Below are 17,873 nucleotides of genomic sequence, written 5' to 3'. Positions count from 1 at the left end.
GATGTTTTATTTCATTTTTTCAATAAAAAGCCTTGTAAATCAATAATCACTGGCAATAATATCATAAATATATCCCACCTCAGAATCCGGTATTTTGACACTATAGCTCTCTTCCATGACACTAAGCGTATTTTTCAGCCAAATATATCTCTTAGTGTGACGAACATCTTCAACCTGTCCAGCAAAGTCATAAGAATCAATAGGCTCACGACGAATTAACCGCTCTATTAAGCAACTAACATGAATATATAAAGCCATTTTATGTTGATTCGTTAATTTCGTATGACTTAATTCTTCAAATTTGCGCATCATCATATCTATATGATTCATTACTGTATGCGCATCTAATATTGTTAAAGAATTTAGCACCCGTTCAATAGAAAAGTTATGAAGTAAAGACTCATTTAATTCATCCATATACATGCCTTTTTCAATAGTCGCAAGTATTTGTTCTAATACCTGAATTTTACGTCCAGAAATTAAATCCTCTAAAGCAATATAGGTAACCCCTGAAATATGTGGATCTGAAGTCCCGATAATCGCCAAAATATTAAATGTTTTACGTAATACATCTACTTGTTCATGATTTAACAACTGACGGTAATCATAAGCTTTAACCAATACCTCAACTTCTGCAGGCATACTTTCTGTCAATAAAGTACGAATTTGATTAGCGGTTCCTATGCCAGTATGACAGCAAGTAATAATCAAATTCTTTTTAATTTCTTTTGGATAAATAATTTGTGATTGATAGTGGATTTCTTGTTTGACATTGGCCAGTATTTCATCAATGGATTTGTTCTGTTTAATTTCATTTGCCACATGTAAGGCCATTTGTGTCGAAACATGATTAATAATCCCAATTGGAAAATCAACATAACCTGAAATATACTTTGAAACCCCTTCTAAAGATCCCATATCCACCATCAATAGTAAACCGTCACTAATATAATATTGATTGATGTAATCAGTTAGCTCTTTACCAATATCATCAACTCCAATATCTAAAGGCATATCAAAAGCATCGACAATCTTTTCATTCATCATTTTATTCACTACATCTGCCATACTACTTGCAGTCGAATAGCCATGTGATAAAATAAGCGCACGAATCGGACGGACCCGATAATCATAACGAGTAATTTTTAGATAGATATGTAAAAACAGTTGATCCACTTCATCATTGACATAGTTCAAATTTCTAGCAATCGATCGTAAAAAAATACTAATAACCTCGGAAACATTTGGCTCATCAATATGAAACATATGAATCATGTTTTTGAAGATATTCCTTTGATAAGTAGAAAAATCACTGGTTTCAAATTGTTTATAGTAGAAATAGTAACTTAAGACATTCACCATATTGCCATCAAATTTCACACCGTAATTCGCTTCTAAGCTCGTCACTTCCGAATGAATCATATTTTTCAAAAAACTTAAAGGAATTCCTCCACGTTTAATTCTTTTACGATAGATCAGTGCATCACATAATAATTCAAGCTCTGTCATACAAGCTCGTTTAAATTTCTCCTCGCTATCCATTTTCTCAGACAACTCAATAAATTTTTGAAACATAGAATAAATAGGAGAGTTTAACAGGTCGTTAGTATTTTCAAGAGTACTGATTGGTTTTTGCGGTGAAATCGCCACAAAATCACTGTTTATCTGACTAAAGGCTTTCACATCGATTAAATCATTCGTCTGTAAAATATGACTAGGTAAATCAGAAAGTCGAATATAAATTTTTTCATCCTTTATATGTCCAAGCGCATTAGCAACAGAAAGTGTGATTGCATTCTTTAATTGACCAACATTACTTGAATAATGGCGCATGGTTAAGAAATGAAGCACCTGCTGACTAACATAAAGCTCTTGTTCAATCTTAATAGATTCATCGCGATAAAATTTCATGATTAGACTTTCTCGCTCCAGAGCTGTTCGTTCATTTAAAGCCGGAATCTCAATTTGAACCGGAATTCTGCGCATAAATGTGGCCAAAAAATTACTCGTCAAATCTTCTGTTGTCGCACAAATAAATCTCACTTTTACCGGATGGGCCTCTTTTGTTTCTCCAAGGGGCATAATTAACTGGTTATCGAGAAAACTGAACAATTTTTCTTGTCCTTTGGCATTTAATCGGTGAATTTCATCAAGGAATAATACCCCACCATCTGCCTCATCAAACAATCCAGGTTTATCTGCATCAGCCCCTGTAAATGCACCTTTTTTATAACCAAATAAAATACTGGATAATAATTCTGGATTGTCCGCATATTCCGCACAGTTAAATTGAATAAAGCGCTTATCACAGGAAACATAACCCTTGGAAACACAATACTCATAATATTTTTGAGCTAAAAAACTTTTCCCTACCCCTGTGGGACCTGTCAAAAGTACTGGTAAGCCTAATCCCGGATAACGAGCGGCTGCCTTTAATTGCCGAATTTGACCATATAATGACTGCTTTGAACCAATAATTTCATCAAAAACATTTTTCTTTGAATGAAGCGCTGCCTGAAGTTCATCCAAAGAAGCATACTCTAACAATAATTCCGTATTTGCATAATTGCGTAATTTCGAGGCTTCAAAAAAGAGCACTGGTCTCGTATTGATTTTAATTACGAGATTTTCTTTAACCAATTGATTTAAATAGTGACTAATTGTATTTCTTTTAGCTGAAAATCTTTTTGCTAAATAATCTGCTGTAATAGAATTTTGATAGATATCCTCTACATTAGTCAACGTTTGAACTTCTTGATACAGCAATTCTTTGAGTTCCACAATAACGCCACCTTTGAATTTTTATATACAATTTCTATACTACATGAAATATTTCTCATCTGCAAATCACAAAAATATCATTTTTTCATAAAAATAGTGATAGCAAATAGGTTTTTAATTCCTATTTGCTATCACTAAATGTATTAATTTTATAATAATATTATGCTTATTATAGACAAACTTTATTTCGCCAAACGATAAATGGCATCAGCATAGATTGCTGTAGCATTGAATAAGTCATCTAAGTCCATAAATTCATTAGCTTGGTGCATGGTATCGATATAATCTGGGAACATCGCACCATAGGCAACACCGCGTTCTAATAGACGGCCGAATGTACCCCCACCAATGATTTGTTCTTCACCTTTTTGACCAGTATGTTCTTCATAAACAGCTAATAAAGTTGCTACCAATGGATCATCGGCTGGAACATAGTGTGGTTTCATGTGATGTGGGCGTTCTTCAATTTTTACTTTATTTGCGCCAATTTTTGCCATCATACCGGCTGTTAATAAAGTAGCAGAAGTGCCTTTAGGATAGCGGAAGTTCAAGTTCACATAAGCATCTTCGCCATCTGCTTCAAAGCTAAATAAACCAGCATTCATTGTTAATTTACCCATTTTTTCATCTTCGTGGGCAATATCAAATTTTTCACCATAAACATCTTCATGGATATATTGTTCGATAGTTGATAAGAAGTCTTTTGCACCGCCAGCAAATTCATAGCTACTTAAGAAGGCTGCTAAATAAGTACCAGCATTTACACCTAGATGTGGGCTAGCTCCATGTGCAGATTTACCAACTACTTCAAAAGTAACGACATTACCATCGACTTTTGCTTCACCAGAAACTGGACGGCTAGTTAAGTAATAATTAAAGCTATCTGAAATTGTTTTTGCTTGTAATTCATCGGTGAATGTCACTTTTGCACTTGCTTTTCCTGGCACCATATTTTCACGTAAACCAGCTTTAAAACTATCTAAACGAACAGCTCCTGTATTAGTTGAACTAAAGTGTAAACGTAAAGAAACATTTCCTTTTTCACCATTGATAATTGGGAATTCCGCATCAGGAGAGAAACCAAAATCAGGTTTTTCTTCATGTTGGAAGTAATAATCCATATCGCCCCAACCACTTTCTTCATCTGAACCCACAACAAAGCGGATTTTTTTAGAAATTGGTAAGTTTAAATCACGGATAATTTTTAAAGCATAGTAAGCAGCGATACTAGGTCCTTTATCATCTGAAGAACCACGAGCGTAAATGCGATTATCTTTAATGACGGGTACATATGGATCTGTATCCCAACCATCGCCAGCCGGTACCACGTCCATATGGCAGAAGATACCAAGTGTTTCGTCACCTTCACCGTATTCAATATGACCGGCATAATTATCTACATTTTTTACTGTAAAGCCATCGCGTTCACCATAGCCTAACATATGTAGTAAAGCAGCTTTAGGTCCTGGTCCAAAAGGTGCATCTTCACTTTTTTTGTCGTCTTCACGTTCACTTTTGACTTTTAATAACTCAACTAAGTCGTTTAATAAGTCATCTTTACGTGATTCGACTTCTTTTTTCCAATCGATAGTCATAGATTTACGACCTCCTAAAGTTTTATTCACCTTACCATGATAACACTATTAGAGAAAAGATACAAAAGTAAATTATTGAATCGCTGTATTATACATGTTGTTATTTATTATTTATGTTATAATTTACTCGTAATAACTAAATTTCATCGAGGTGACCTAGATGTTAACAGCGTTAGACGAAACGATTCTAAGTACAATTGCTCGCCGACCTTTAATCAGCCATAAGGGGAATTTTGGTCGAGTTTGTTGTATTGGAGGGAATCTAAGGTATGGTGGCGCGATTATTTTAGCTACCGAGGCTTGTGTATATTCAGGCACTGGGCTTACTACTACAATTTGTGATAAAGAAAACCGTCCTGCTATCCATGCACGTACACCAGAGGCGATGATTGTGGATTGGCAAAATTTAGTAGAAGTTGATCGGGTTTGTCAAACGGCTGATGTGATTGTTATTGGTCCTGGTCTTGGAGATGACCCACAATGTCGGACAATCTTGCAACAAGTCATTCAAAACCAAAAAGAAAATCAGTGGTTGGTAATTGATGGTTCGGCTCTTTCGATAATGGCGGAGTTTCCCATGGACTTTCAATATCCCAAAAAAGTAGTTTTAACGCCGCATCAAATGGAGTGGCAACGTGTTTCGCAAATCGCAATTAAAGATCAAACATTTGAAAAAAATTTAGCTGTCCAACAAAAATTACAAACAAATGTCGTCTTAAAGAGTCATCAAACCCAAATTTATTTGGCGAATCAAACCCAATTTATTAATCCATTGGGAAATCCTGGTATGGCTACAGGAGGAATGGGAGATTCTTTAGCTGGTATGATTGGTAGCTTTTTAGCCCAATTTACGGATAAAGAAAAAGCCATTTTAGCCGCGGTTTACCTACATAGTTTTATTGCCGATAAAATTGCGCAAGAAAGTTATGTGGTTTTGCCGAGTCAATTAATTCAAAAAATTCCATATTGGATGGATTATTTTGTCAAGGTTTATCACTGAGAGGTAAAAAATGATACAAGAAGTAATGATTGAAATTAGTCAAGCGATGGCTAAAGTCGATGAACAACAATTACAAAAGATCTTACCACTATTTACAAAGCAACGGCGGATTTTTGTCAGAGGCGCTGGACGAAGTGGCTTTCAGGCAAAAAGTTTTGCAATGCGATTGATGCACTTAGGTTATGAAGTCTATGTATTAGGCGAAACAATTATGCCCAGTGTGCAAGAAGGGGATTTATTTATTGCCATTTCTAGTTCAGGAACAACAAAAGGCGTGCTGATGGATGCAAAAGTGCGCAAGAAAAAGGCTTGACTTTGCTTGTATTTACGAGTGATAGTCAAGCAGCCCTCGCACAATTTGCTGATGAGATGGTTATTATTCCAGGTGCTACAAAAACAAGGTCAGGAATAGCTTCTATCCAATTGCTTTCTAGTCTATTTGATCAAACACTGCATATTACGCTAGATGTCTTGTGCTTAATGCTCTCTAGACAGCAGTCAGCCACCAATGATGAAATTTTACAAGCACATGTGAATATTGAGTAAAAAAACGAGTAGTTCCGCTGCAAAAGTGAACTACTCGTAATTTTTATTTCAATACATTCTGTGCAATAAAAGCGACATAGCCAACTTGACCATTATCTTTCAAATGCGTTTCATCTTCTTCAAACCAATCTTCATGCGCTTTAGCTTCATCATACCAATCGATTAGTGTGATATTTTTATACTTTTGCGCCATTGATTCTAGAAAACGATTCACATCTCCTTGCCAACGCTGAGTCGGAACATAGATATTAACCAGATAAACTTTACGCTTAGACCCAATCGCTTTCATCATATTTTGAAAATCTTCTTCCGTGTAAACGCCATTTGTGCCAAGACCGATTACAATCGTATCTGCCAATAATTTTTTCTTCTTCAACTCATTGATTGTTTTCTTTGCAGTGTATAGTTGACGACCGATATCCGCATCTAAAACCACATTTGGGAAGACCTCTTTCATCTCTTCCACAGTAGCTAACATGACTGAATCACCAATCATCGTGATGTTCATTTGCTGCGCTTTTAGCAGCTGCGTATCCGTTAAATGATACTTATCCGCAATCTCATTGGTCGCATGCATGACTTCTGTTGTGCCATCTGTATTTTTGGTCGCATCAGCAGCTTTTTTATTCTTAGCGATATTCGCCTCAAAAGCTTTTTGTGCGTCGTTTTTTTGATTAGCAGGAGCAGTAAAAATGCCAAATAATGCAACCGCAAAAACAATTGCAAGCGGCACACACACCATTTTTTTCCAAGCATAGGCCGGTAATTTCACCCATTGTTTGAAGCGAACTGGTAATTGTGAGTAGTCATAGCGACGACAAGGTACTTCAATTAAGCGATAGGATAATTCACTCATCACTAATATTAATCCTATTTCAATCAATGTATGTAACCATAAATGCTGATTAATATTTTTAACGGCACTTTCATAAAAAATCATAATTGGAAACTGATACAAATAAATCCCATAGCTTCGTTTGCCAATGTAATCAAATAGTGGATTAGAAAGGTAACGATTGAAGTCCGCACCTGGATGAGCCGTCACAGCTACAAGTATCGCTGCAAAAATACTAACTAAATACATACCACCATAATATAAAAAGTTAGACTGCGCACTCAAAGTGAAAAAGCTCAAAATAATTGCCAATAACGCAAGCCAACCAGCACGATTTAACATTTTTTCGGCCTTTTTAGAAATACTTGTGCGTAAATGATTACTTGGCCAAAAAATTGCTAAGCTAGCCCCCAACCACATGGAAAAGGAACGGGAAAAAGTACCATCATAGACCGCTGTTGGATCGACGCCAGGTTTAAATTGTATCGCCATCCAAATTGCCGAAGCTAACGATCCAAGTAAGAAAATGCCGGCTACTCGGTCTTTTTTCCTCCCAAGCTTATAAAAAAGAACAAGCAAAATTGGTAAGACCAGATAGTTTTGCGCTTCAACGGATAATGACCACAGATGGGTAAATGGATCTGGATTATGGAAGCGGTCGAAGTAAGACAATTTATTATCAATTTGCCAATAATTATTAAAATACAATAAACTACTGAAAACAACACCGCGTAAATTATTCAATAAATTCCGTTGAAAAAGTGTAATATAACTAGCACATAATACTAGAAGACCAATTAAAGCCGGATACAGTCGTTTAATTCTTCTAAAATAAAAGGCTTTTAAATGGATTTTTTGGTTACTTTCCCATTCTTGACGTAATAAATCAACAATTAAATAGCCAGAAATCACGAAGAAAACTGGCACGCCCAAATATCCCCCTTTAATTGTATTCGGAAATAAATGGTAAAATATAACTCCTAAAACGGCGATGGTGCGAATCCCATCAAAACCGGTAATATATCTATGTTTTGTATTCATGATTAACCTTCTTAAATAATATTTTCTTTCCCACCATACTATCATGCCATAAATGTCTGAAAAAAGCATGGAAAAATTCAATGAATATAGAAAAACTTAATTCCTACTGTCCCATTATAAAGGATAATACGCTATTTTTTTATCTTTTATTCAAAAAAATTTTTTCATTCAGAAAGTGTTGGACAGACCTTATCCGCTCGTAGCTGACCAAGTCGATTTACAACCTTATTGACGGTGTTCGGCAGCTAGACATTGTGAAATTCGCCCTACCACTTGCAAAAATCTCCTTTCATCCGATTTTTGTAGTGGTAGGTAAGCACAAAATTTCTTCGAGGCTTTCCGAGCTGCCTAACAACCTTATTAAAAAAAAACAGTACTTTTTATTAGCACTGTTTTTTCGTCTTTATAATTTTTCTTCATAAAATCGTCCAAGAATCTGAACGTTTTCCGCAATACTGACGAAGGCATGAGGATCTGATTCTTTCATCGCCAACCTTAACATTGGTAGTTCATAACGTGTCACAACCGTAATCAAGACGGTTTGTTTCTCATGACGATAAGCGCCCTCTGCTTCGTGGATAATTGTAATGCCACGGCGCATTTTTTCTTGAATATGCTCTATTACTTCATCTGGAAAACGAGTAACAATGGTGACTTGCATTTTCTTTTGCTTGGTAAATACTGCATCTGTTACCTTGCCACAAACAAAAATCGCTAAAGCTGAATACAATGCATAGGCCCAACCAAATAGAATACCTGCAATGAACATGATACATACGTTAAAGAAAATCGAAATAGATCCTACTGATTTACCGGTCTTTTTACGAATGGCAATACTAATAAAGTCCAAGCCGCCTGAAGACAAGCCATTTCTAAGCGCATAACCAATACCAGCTCCCATGACTGCACCACCAAAAATCGCACAAATAATTGGATCTTTAGACAAAACTTCCTCTGGTAGTAATTGTGTAAATAACGAGGTCAAAACAACGGTAATACCAGTAAAAATTGTGAATTTATGACCAATTTTAAACCAGCCCAACAAAAATAAAGGAACATTTAACAAAAGTAATCCAAGCGATACAGGAATGGTAAAAGGTAGATAATGACCCGATAAAGTCGTAATAATCTGTGCGACCCCGGTAATCCCACTAGAATAAATATGCCCCGGTTGATAAAAACAATTAATCGAAATCGCAGCTAAAAGTGCATAAACGATTGCGAATGAGAATTTCTGCGCATAATCTGCATGCGGAAATAAATTAAAAAATTTCTGTGCCATGATAACCTTCTCACTTTTTATTTATTCAAGCCCATTATACTCCTTGCCTAAGAAAAAAAGCCATTTATGAAAAATTTCTTACTTTTCATAGATGACTTTTAGGAATATTTAAATTTTATTAGGCAAGCCTAGTCTTCTTCCACACTGGTTACATCGATATTTAGCTCGAATAATTGTAATGGAGAAACTGTACTTGGCGCTTGAGACATAGGATCCACTGCACGACCATTTTTCGGAAAGGCGATAACTTCACGGATATTGTCTTCACCAGCTAATAGCATGACAAAGCGATCTAAGCCTAAAGCAATTCCGCCATGTGGAGGGAAACCATAGTCAAGCGCATCTAATAGGAAGCCAAATTGTTCTTGCATTTCACGACGAGAGAATCCTAATGCTTCAAACATTTGCTCTTGAACTTCTTTTTGATAGATACGTAGTGAACCGCCACCTAATTCATAACCATTTAAGACGATATCATAAGCTTGAGCATGCACTTTAGATGGATCTGTTGCTAATAATGGAATATCGCTTTCTCTTGGTAAAGTGAATGGATGATGCGCAGAAACATAGCGACCTTCTTCTTTATCGTATTCAAATTGTGGCCAGTCAACTACCCATAGGAAGTTAAATTTAGATTCATCAATTAAGCCTAATTCTTTACCTAATTTCAAACGAACAGCCCCTAATGAAGCACATACGACATCAAAGCTATCCGCACCAAACATCAATAAGTCACCAACTTCAGCATTGGTGGCAGCGACGATTTTTTCTGTTGCATCGCCTAAAAACTTCGCAATTGGCCCTTTCAAACCATCTGCTTCGACTTTCAACCATGCCAAACCTTTTGCACCATATTGACCGGCAAATTGACCTAAATTATCCATATCTTTGCGTGAATATTTATCGGCAGCTCCTTTGGCATTTAACGCTTTGACTACCCCACCATTTTGTAAAGCCATTTGGAATACTTTGAAATCAATATCTTTGACCACTTCAGAAATATCTACTAATTCCATGTCAAAACGTGTATCTGGCTTATCGCTACCATAACGATTCATTGCTTCATCATAAGTCATGCGTGGGAAAGGTAATGTCACTTCCATACCCTTCACGTCTTTCATCACTTTAGCAATCATGCCTTCTGTTAGTGTTTGGATTTCTTCTGCACTTAAGAAAGAAGTTTCCATATCCACTTGGGTAAATTCTGGTTGACGGTCTCCACGTAAGTCTTCATCACGGAAACAACGAACGATTTGGTAATAACGGTCAAAACCAGCATTCATCAATAATTGCTTAAAGATTTGTGGTGATTGTGGTAAAGCATAAAAATGACCTGGATGTACGCGAGATGGTACTAAATAGTCGCGAGCTCCTTCTGGCGTTGATTTACCAAGATAAGGTGTTTCAATATCAAGAAAATCATTGCTATCTAAATAAGTACGAATCGCACGGGTTACTTGATTACGTAAAATAATATTTTGTGTCATTTTTGGACGACGTAAATCTAAGTAGCGATAACGCATGCGCACTTCATCGCTGGTTTGTTGATCATCTTCAATTGGGAATGGTGGTGTTTTTGCTTTGTTTAAAATCGTAATGTCTGAAATCATCACTTCGACACCACCTGTGACGATTTTTGGATTCACTGCTTCTGGCGCACGTGCAATGACTTCACCAGTTACTTCAATCACATATTCACTACGACATTTATCCGCAATCGCCCATGCTTCTTTAGAGACTGCTGGATTAAATACGACTTGGACAAACCCTTCTCTATCACGTAAATCGATAAAGATAACGCCTCCTAAGTCACGACGTTTTTGAACCCAACCTTTTAATGTTACTGTTTGGCCAATTGTTTCATTTGAGACTTGACCACAATATAATGTTCTTGTTGCCATTATTGTTTACTCCTTTTCTGTCTGCATCATTTCTTGATAAACCGTTTCAAATTGTGTTTGAATTTGAGTCAGTGGATAAGCTTTTTCTACACGAGTGGCTAAGTTTTTCACGTTAACCACGCCGTTTGCTAATTCTGTTTCGCCAATGGTTAATACTAATTGTGCATTTAATTTATCAGCTGTCTTAAATTGGGCCTTCGCTTTACGATTCATCACATCACGTTCAGCACTAAAGCCGGCTTGACGAATACTTTGCACGATTTGTAAGGCTTCAATATTTGTTGCTTCACCTAAAGAAACCACATAGGCGTTTAATGGTTTTTGGGCAGCTAAAGTAATGCCTTGTGCTTCTAAAATCATTAATAAACGTTCAAAGCCCATCGCAAAGCCAAAACCAGCTGTTTCAGGACCACCTAATTCAGCGACCAATTGATTGTAACGGCCACCGGCACAAATAGTAGATTGGGCACCCATTTTTGGATCATCGCTCATAATTTCAAAAATCGTATGCGTGTAATAATCTAAACCACGAACCATATTGCTATCGATTTCATAAGCAATATTTAAAGCATCTAACATCTTTGTCACAGCTTCAAAGTGTTTTTGTGCTGTTTCAGATAAATAATCTAAAATAGATGGTGCCCCGGCAACCACCGCTTTATCTTTTTCATCCTTACTATCTAGCACACGTAATGGATTTTCTAATAAACGACGATTGGAATCAGCACTCAATTGTTCTTTAAATGGCGTTAGATAATCAATTAATGCTTGACGATAGGCCGTGCGTGTTTCTTGATCCCCTAATGAATTAATCACTAAGCGTAAATCTTTAATCCCTAATTCACGGAAAAATTGTAAAGCCATCGCCATCGTTTCAACATCTGTAGCTGGATTATCCGAACCAAAGACCTCTACTCCGATTTGATGGAATTGACGTAAACGACCTTTTTGGGGACGTTCATAACGAAACATTGGGCCCATATAATAAACTTTGTAAGGTTTTTGATGTTCTGGACCAAATAATTTATTTTCCACAAAAGAACGAACAATCGGTGCAGTGCCTTCTGGTCGTAAAGTAATATGACGATCTCCTTTATCATGGAAATCATACATTTCTTTTGTCACGATATCCGTTGTATCGCCTACGCTTCTTGAAATGACTTCGATATGTTCAAAAATTGGCGTGCGGATTTCATGAAATTGATATTGGTTAAATAATTTTCTAGCAGTTTGTTCAATTGTTTGCCATTTTTCTGATTCACCTGGCAAGATATCATTGGTACCTTTTGGACGTTGGTAAGCCATAATTTCCTCCTTAAAGTCTTTTTAACAAATAAAAAAGCCCTTGAAGCCATATTGCTACAAGGACGAATCATCGTGGTGCCACCTATTTTCAGTGTAAAATCAAAACTTTACACCCTTCAAACGATTAACGCTCGTACACGGAATAGCTTTTTACTACTCATCTCCAGACTGTTCTTCAATATCACTTGCTTAAGCTACTTTCAGCCTAGGGTAGCTCTCTCTTGAAAGTCGAACGTGATATTTACTCTTTTCTTTCGCTGACTTTTTCTATATCAGCTTTTACAATACGTGATATCTCTTAAAAAGTCAAGAACTTACACAGAAATTTTCAGATATTTTCTTGGATGACTTTCAACGCATCTTTTAATAATAATAAAGTCCCTCTTGCGTCTTTTGTCTAGCAAGCCAAACAACTAGTAAAATCGCTAAGTTGAAAAACACCGCTACAATAAATAAAGTTCGGTAGCTAAAAGTTTCAATCATTAAACCACCAAATAATGGCGAAATAGCCCGCCCCGCACTACCAAAAGAATTCACAAGGCCTAAATACTTTCCCTTTACTCCTTCTGGTGTGATGCGGTTGACAATCACTGGTACTTGTGGAAAGGCCAAGGCTTCTCCAATTGTTAGTAAAACCATCGCAGTCACGAATAAATAATATTGTTTCGCAACACTTAACACCACAAAAGAGAAAGCAAACATCAAAATGCCGATATAAATTGGCATAAAATGATTTTTAATATATTGCCCATAACGTACAATGAAAAATTGAATCAATAAAATTAACCCCGCATTGACCGTCCATAAAACACTATAGTACCGAAAAGGAATCCCTAGACTGGTCATATATACAGAAACATTACTTCCCCATTGTTGATACATCGTCCAAGTAATCAAAAGCATCGTTAATAAAGTAATCATCAAATATTGATTCATCTTTGGTAATTTTATCTTTGTCTTGTCCGTTTTACGCTCATTTGTCGCTCGTTTAAGATTACGCAATGGATGATAGCCAATCAAAACAACCGCTAAAAAGCCTAGACTAATCAATGTCGAAACGAAAAATGGTAACCGTAAATCCCAATCATATAAAAAACCAACAACAGATGAACCAATGACAATGCCAAAGTTTTGGACAAAATAAATCATATTAAAAACATAGCGACCATCAAAACGTTTCAAGGTTGCGCCTAATGCACTTACCAAAGTCCCATTCCAACCAGCTGCCAATCCTAAGAAAAATAAACAGATGGCAAAAGGAACAGCTTGATGAAACAAGGTTAATACAATTAGCGTGACTGTCATCACTACGCCACCAGCCAACATCAAATAATAAGGATTCCGGCGATCAAATCCAAGTCCACCAACGACATTTCCAATCACACTAGCTAGTGAATTGAAAAATAAGACTAATCCTACCAAAGTTAAGGAAATATGCAAATTATCATGCAAATAAACGCTGGTTAGAGGCCAAATAAAACTCATCCCAAAGCTTGTAAAAAAGGCTCCTAATAATACAGCAATAAAACTGACTTCTTTTTTCATTTCCGCTCACATTTTCTATATAAATTTTGCTTGAAATGGTGAAATTAGATTCGCTCTAATGTCTTCGCTGTATCGCGCCAGAACAATGGAAAGAATCTTTGTAACAAGCGCCCGATCAAGCAACCAATCAAGTTTAACATAATATCACTTACAGCAAAAGTCCCTACATAAAAAACATATTGAATGGTTTCGACCCCACAAATAAAAAGAACACTAATGACACAAAATTCCCAAAAGCGAGATTTGAAACTAAATAATATCCCAAGTGGAATAAAGTAAATCACATTTAATATTGCCTCTAGTAAAACACGTTTATTGCGCACCACAAAATCAAATAATTCAAAACTATAAGAATGATAATTGCGCGCTTTAGCAAACAAGACGATAAACAATAAAAATAAGTACACACTATAGAAGAGATACGTATAAATAACCGTAAATTTTTGGAAAATCAACTGTACAAAAAACAACCACATACTCAACGTCACAAAACCGATTAAAAATTCCTTTGTATACGCAAAACGTGCCATTGCTGAGGCTAAGTGTGGATAGCTACTTAAAACCGGATAAGCAATCCAGTTAATTAAAAGAAAACCAACAAAAAATGAAAATGCTCCCAAAAAGAACAGCGCGAATAGTTTTTTCATATATACCAATCCCTTGTTTTATTTTTCTCTTTATTATAACGATTTAGCAAGTTTTCTGCCAAATAAATCTACTTAATCTAAAAGAAACTTAAATTAATTTATAGAAAATTAATGAAAACAGCTTTCTCTTTCTTTTTGACGATATTTTCTATGCGTTTAAATGGTGAATATTAATTATATTTATCCTTAGAATTGTTATTGAACTTTTCATAGCATTTTTCTATGGTAAATTTTATGATTTGCTTTTGAATAATTCTAAAAACAGGCGTAAAATAGATATGTAATTATTGTTATTATTAGAATGATTCTATTTTGAAAAGAGTGTGAAATATGAAAGCAAGTTTATTTACTAGTTGTGTCGTGGACGCGCTATTTCCAAACGTCCCTATCGCAATGACGGAAGTTTTAGAACGTTTCGGAGTAGAAGTTTTACTCCCTGAAAGTCAAGTCTGCTGCGGACAACCAACCTTAAATAGTGGTTACCGCAAAGATTCTCGCAAGGTATTAATCAATCAGATTGAAGCCTTCAAAGATGCGGAATATATCGTGGGTGCAGCGGGTAGTTGTACAGCGACTTTTAAAGAATATGCAGAATTATTCAAAGATGACCCTCAATACCGCGCCTTAGCTGAAGATTTGAGCAAGCGTACCTTTGAATTCACCCAATTCTTACATTATGAATTAGGCCTAACCGATGTAGGTGCGACTTTAAATGCACGTGCAACTTACCATCGTTCTTGCCATATGTCACGCATTTTAAAAGAAAAACAAACCCCTTTTATCATGATGAAATATGTCAAAGGTTTAGAATATGTTGAATTACCACATATCGAAAACTGCTGTGGTTTCGGTGGTACTTTCTCTGTTAAAGAACCATTGATTTCAAACGCCATGGTGACTGAAAAGATGAATGATGTCATCTCAACTGGTGCAGAAGTCCTAATTAGTGCGGATATGGCTTGTTTGATGAATATCGGTGGTAAATTTAATCGTGAAGGTAAAAAAATTAAAATTATGCACATTGCTGAGGTCTTAAATCATGATGTCGATGAAAGTCGCGTTCCTCAATTAGCAAGAGTCTAAGCAAGTTTGGTGGTGAAAATATGGGATTAAAAACAAGTACGTTAACTTTTGAAGAACGTTGTGAAAAAAGTTTAAATGATACACAAATGCAAGCAGCACTAAAAAAAGCGCAAGATAGTCAATGGATTAAACGTGAAGCTTCTCGTGCAGATATGGGTGACTGGGAAGAATGGCGCAAATTAGGTCAAGAAATTCGTCAACATACCTTAAACCATTTACCAGATTACCTTGAAATGTTTGCTGAAAATGTCCAAAAACAAGGCGGACATGTGTTATTTGCACAAACCGAAGAAGAAGCAAGAGAATATGTGAAAGAAATTACCCTTGCTAAAAATGCTAAAAAAATCGTCAAATCTAAATCAATGGTCACTACTGAAGTCGGCCTAGATCCAATGTTTGTCGAAATGGGGCTAGAAGTCATCGAATCTGACTTAGCGGAATTTATTTTACAAATGGATAATTGGGACGAACCTTCACACATCGTCTTCCCTAACATCCACAAAGACCGCTATCAAATTCAAAAAATCTTTGAAAATCTAGGCTATGAAGGCAGCAGCGAGCCAGAAGAAATGGCCAAATTCGCGCGTAAAGTGTTACGTGAACACTTCTTATCCGCTGATATTGGCATTACTGGTTGTAACTTTGCCATTGCCAATAATGGAATGATTAACTTAGTAACCAATGAAGGAAATGCCGACTTAGTGATTGCAATTCCTAAAACCCAAATCGTATTGATGGGGATGGAAAGAATCGTGCCAAGTATGAAGGAAGCTGAAGTATTAGATAGCTTGCTTTGTCGAAGTGCCGTGGGTCAAAAATTAACGAGTTACGTCACTTTTGCTGGTAAAAAAGCCGATGAAGAATCAGATGGACCTGAAGATTTCTATGTAATTATAGTCGATGATAACCGCTCAAATGCCTTAGGTACACAATTCCAAGAGATGCTACAATGTATTCGTTGCGGAGCTTGTCTAAATGTATGTCCAGTTTATCGTCATATTGGCGGTCATGGCTATGGTTCAATTTATCCTGGTCCAATGGGTGCGGTCCTTTCACCAATTTTAGGTGGTTATGAAGAATTTGGTGATTTACCTTATGCTTCAAGTTTATGTGGTGCATGTACTGAAACTTGCCCAGTCAAAATTCCTTTACACAACTTACTCATTGCGCATCGTACCGTTATGGCTGATGAATTGAAACGCACAAGTAAGATGGAACAATTCGGCATGAAGATGGCAGCTACTGTTACTGGATCAGCTCCTGTGTTCAAATTTGTTGAAAAAGTCGATCATGCCGGCTCAGCGATGATGGCCACACAAAAAGAACCAGCTGTTGAAAATCTATATAATCACGGCGGCTACTTAACCAAAGCTCCTGCGATTGCTAAGAACTGGACTGATTATCGTGATTTACCTCGTCCACCAAAAGCAAAAGACGGCTTTAGAGAATGGTTCAAACGTCATAAAGCCGAAAAAGGAGGAAAATAAATGTTTTCAGATGCTGCACAAAAACAAGAAGCTTTCTTAAATAAACTAGCTGGCAAATTGAATTATCAACGTCATAGCCTAGACAAAGAACCTTTTCAACCTGAAAATAAAATCAATTTACAAAAGCTACAAGGGCTAAGTCAAGATGAATTACTTGAAGTAGCCAAAGAACAATCTGATGCTATCTACACAGATTTTAAAGTTATTTCTAAAGAGCATTTAGCTGCAACCATTCAAGATATCCTTGAAGAAAAAGGGCAAGGAAACTATATTATTCCTGATGATAGTCGCTTTGCTGAATATCAATTAACTGATTTAGCTAATCATCCAAATACTTACACTTGGAAAAAAGGCGCCGAATTTAGAGAAGAAAATCTAAATGCTGCCAATCAAGCCAATGTAGGGATTGCCTTTGCTGAATATCTTTTAGCCGAATCAGCAACCGTCGTATTTGAAACGAACGCTGGACATGGTCGTACTTTGCAATTTTTACCACAACATTTTATTGCGATTGTACCAAAGAGCCAAATCGTCCCACGTATTACACAAGCAACGGCTGATTACAATGAAAAAGTCCTACGCGGCGAAAAGATTGGTTCTAACTTAAGCTTTATCTCTGGTCCATCAAACTCTGGGGATATTGAAATGATTTTAGTCGTTGGGGTACACGGCCCACTATCAATGACTTATCTTGTTTTAGAAGATGCTTAATTGGTAAGCGTCCAATAACAAGGTGTATCGCATCTATCTAGTCCTCCAGTTATACTGTATTCAAACAGAAGATTGGAGGTTTTTTATGATGAAACAACCCATTGTCCCTCTAGC

General features: G+C 36.4%; 12 protein-coding genes, 1 pseudogene and 1 other annotated feature. Of the genes and pseudogenes, 5 read left to right on the top strand and 8 right to left on the bottom strand.

Annotated features, from left to right (window positions below; all coding sequences use genetic code 11):
* Positions 1-39: 39 nt before the first annotated feature.
* The gene (locus ACTQZM_RS01020) at positions 40-2,781 is read right to left on the bottom strand and encodes a sigma 54-interacting transcriptional regulator (protein ID WP_441652613.1); all 2,742 of its coding nucleotides are present in this window, start codon (positions 2,779-2,781) and stop codon (positions 40-42) included.
* Between the two features lie 182 nt (positions 2,782-2,963).
* On the bottom strand, positions 2,964-4,376 hold the full coding sequence (gene pepV / locus ACTQZM_RS01015) for a dipeptidase PepV (protein WP_441652612.1): 1,413 nt from the start codon (positions 4,374-4,376) through the stop codon (positions 2,964-2,966).
* 160 nt (positions 4,377-4,536) lie between these two features.
* Here pepV and ACTQZM_RS01010 point away from each other — a divergent pair, with 160 nt between their 5' ends.
* Together ACTQZM_RS01010 and hxlB are read left to right on the top strand one after the other, a co-directional pair.
* Complete coding sequence (locus tag ACTQZM_RS01010; protein ID WP_441652611.1) at positions 4,537-5,376, top strand: NAD(P)H-hydrate dehydratase; 840 nt, start codon at positions 4,537-4,539, stop codon at positions 5,374-5,376.
* A 10-nt stretch (positions 5,377-5,386) separates the two neighbouring features.
* Positions 5,387-5,922: pseudogene (hxlB, locus tag ACTQZM_RS01005) on the top strand (6-phospho-3-hexuloisomerase).
* Between the two features lie 43 nt (positions 5,923-5,965).
* On the opposite strand, the gene ACTQZM_RS01000 reads toward hxlB, so the two are convergent.
* The 6 genes from ACTQZM_RS01000 to ACTQZM_RS00975 form a co-directional block, all read right to left on the bottom strand.
* Complete coding sequence (locus tag ACTQZM_RS01000) at positions 5,966-7,798, bottom strand: acyltransferase family protein (protein ID WP_441652610.1); 1,833 nt, start codon at positions 7,796-7,798, stop codon at positions 5,966-5,968.
* Positions 7,799-8,201: 403 nt separating this feature from the next.
* On the bottom strand, positions 8,202-9,080 hold the full coding sequence (locus ACTQZM_RS00995) for a YitT family protein (protein ID WP_441652609.1): 879 nt from the start codon (positions 9,078-9,080) through the stop codon (positions 8,202-8,204).
* Between the two features lie 128 nt (positions 9,081-9,208).
* A complete protein-coding gene (gene aspS, locus ACTQZM_RS00990) occupies positions 9,209-10,981 on the bottom strand; it encodes an aspartate--tRNA ligase (protein ID WP_047242920.1) in 1,773 nt (590 codons plus the stop codon).
* Positions 10,982-10,987: 6 nt separating this feature from the next.
* Positions 10,988-12,286 carry a histidine--tRNA ligase gene (hisS, locus tag ACTQZM_RS00985; RefSeq protein WP_113785152.1) on the bottom strand — a complete coding sequence of 433 codons (1,299 nt, stop codon included), beginning with the start codon at positions 12,284-12,286 and terminating at the stop codon, positions 10,988-10,990.
* Positions 12,287-12,341: 55 nt separating this feature from the next.
* Positions 12,342-12,553: a binding site (T-box leader), on the bottom strand.
* Between the two features lie 96 nt (positions 12,554-12,649).
* A complete protein-coding gene (locus ACTQZM_RS00980) occupies positions 12,650-13,831 on the bottom strand; it encodes an MDR family MFS transporter (RefSeq protein WP_441652608.1) in 1,182 nt (393 codons plus the stop codon).
* A 44-nt stretch (positions 13,832-13,875) separates the two neighbouring features.
* Complete coding sequence (locus tag ACTQZM_RS00975; protein WP_441652607.1) at positions 13,876-14,478, bottom strand: VanZ family protein; 603 nt, start codon at positions 14,476-14,478, stop codon at positions 13,876-13,878.
* Positions 14,479-14,808: 330 nt separating this feature from the next.
* Between ACTQZM_RS00975 and ACTQZM_RS00970 the strand changes: the two genes are divergently transcribed.
* From ACTQZM_RS00970 to ACTQZM_RS00960, 3 genes are read left to right on the top strand one after another with little or no spacing between them, the layout of a single operon-like run.
* On the top strand, positions 14,809-15,561 hold the full coding sequence (locus ACTQZM_RS00970) for a (Fe-S)-binding protein (RefSeq protein WP_087403246.1): 753 nt from the start codon (positions 14,809-14,811) through the stop codon (positions 15,559-15,561).
* A 20-nt stretch (positions 15,562-15,581) separates the two neighbouring features.
* Entirely contained in the window at positions 15,582-17,048 is a 1,467-nt protein-coding gene (locus ACTQZM_RS00965; RefSeq protein WP_243199653.1) for a LutB/LldF family L-lactate oxidation iron-sulfur protein, read from the top strand.
* Positions 17,049-17,759, top strand: a complete 711-nt coding sequence (locus ACTQZM_RS00960) for a LutC/YkgG family protein (RefSeq protein ID WP_441652606.1) — start codon at positions 17,049-17,051, stop codon at positions 17,757-17,759. It abuts the gene before it with no gap.
* The last annotated feature ends 114 nt before the right edge of the window (positions 17,760-17,873 follow it).

The sequence above is a fragment of the Enterococcus cecorum genome (assembly GCF_052119425.1).
In the GTDB taxonomy this organism is placed as follows: Bacteria; Bacillota; Bacilli; order Lactobacillales; family Enterococcaceae; genus Enterococcus_E; species Enterococcus_E cecorum_C.
Note: the sequence above shows the minus strand (reverse complement) of the source record. Positions and strands in the feature narration are given on the sequence as shown.

Excerpts from the sequence above, each read along its gene's own strand:
- hisS (WP_113785152.1), bottom strand. The coding sequence starts at position 12,286 with ATGGCTTACCAACGTCCAAAAGGTACCAATGATATCTTGCCAGGTGAA.
- ACTQZM_RS00960 (WP_441652606.1), top strand. The coding sequence starts at position 17,049 with ATGTTTTCAGATGCTGCACAAAAACAAGAAGCTTTCTTAAATAAACTA.
- ACTQZM_RS00995 (WP_441652609.1), bottom strand. The coding sequence starts at position 9,080 with ATGGCACAGAAATTTTTTAATTTATTTCCGCATGCAGATTATGCGCAG.
- ACTQZM_RS00965 (WP_243199653.1), top strand. The coding sequence starts at position 15,582 with ATGGGATTAAAAACAAGTACGTTAACTTTTGAAGAACGTTGTGAAAAA.
- ACTQZM_RS00980 (WP_441652608.1), bottom strand. The coding sequence starts at position 13,831 with ATGAAAAAAGAAGTCAGTTTTATTGCTGTATTATTAGGAGCCTTTTTT.
- ACTQZM_RS00975 (WP_441652607.1), bottom strand. The coding sequence starts at position 14,478 with ATGAAAAAACTATTCGCGCTGTTCTTTTTGGGAGCATTTTCATTTTTT.
- ACTQZM_RS01010 (WP_441652611.1), top strand. The coding sequence starts at position 4,537 with ATGTTAACAGCGTTAGACGAAACGATTCTAAGTACAATTGCTCGCCGA.
- ACTQZM_RS01000 (WP_441652610.1), bottom strand. The coding sequence starts at position 7,798 with ATGAATACAAAACATAGATATATTACCGGTTTTGATGGGATTCGCACC.
- ACTQZM_RS00970 (WP_087403246.1), top strand. The coding sequence starts at position 14,809 with ATGAAAGCAAGTTTATTTACTAGTTGTGTCGTGGACGCGCTATTTCCA.
- aspS (WP_047242920.1), bottom strand. The coding sequence starts at position 10,981 with ATGGCAACAAGAACATTATATTGTGGTCAAGTCTCAAATGAAACAATT.
- pepV (WP_441652612.1), bottom strand. The coding sequence starts at position 4,376 with ATGACTATCGATTGGAAAAAAGAAGTCGAATCACGTAAAGATGACTTA.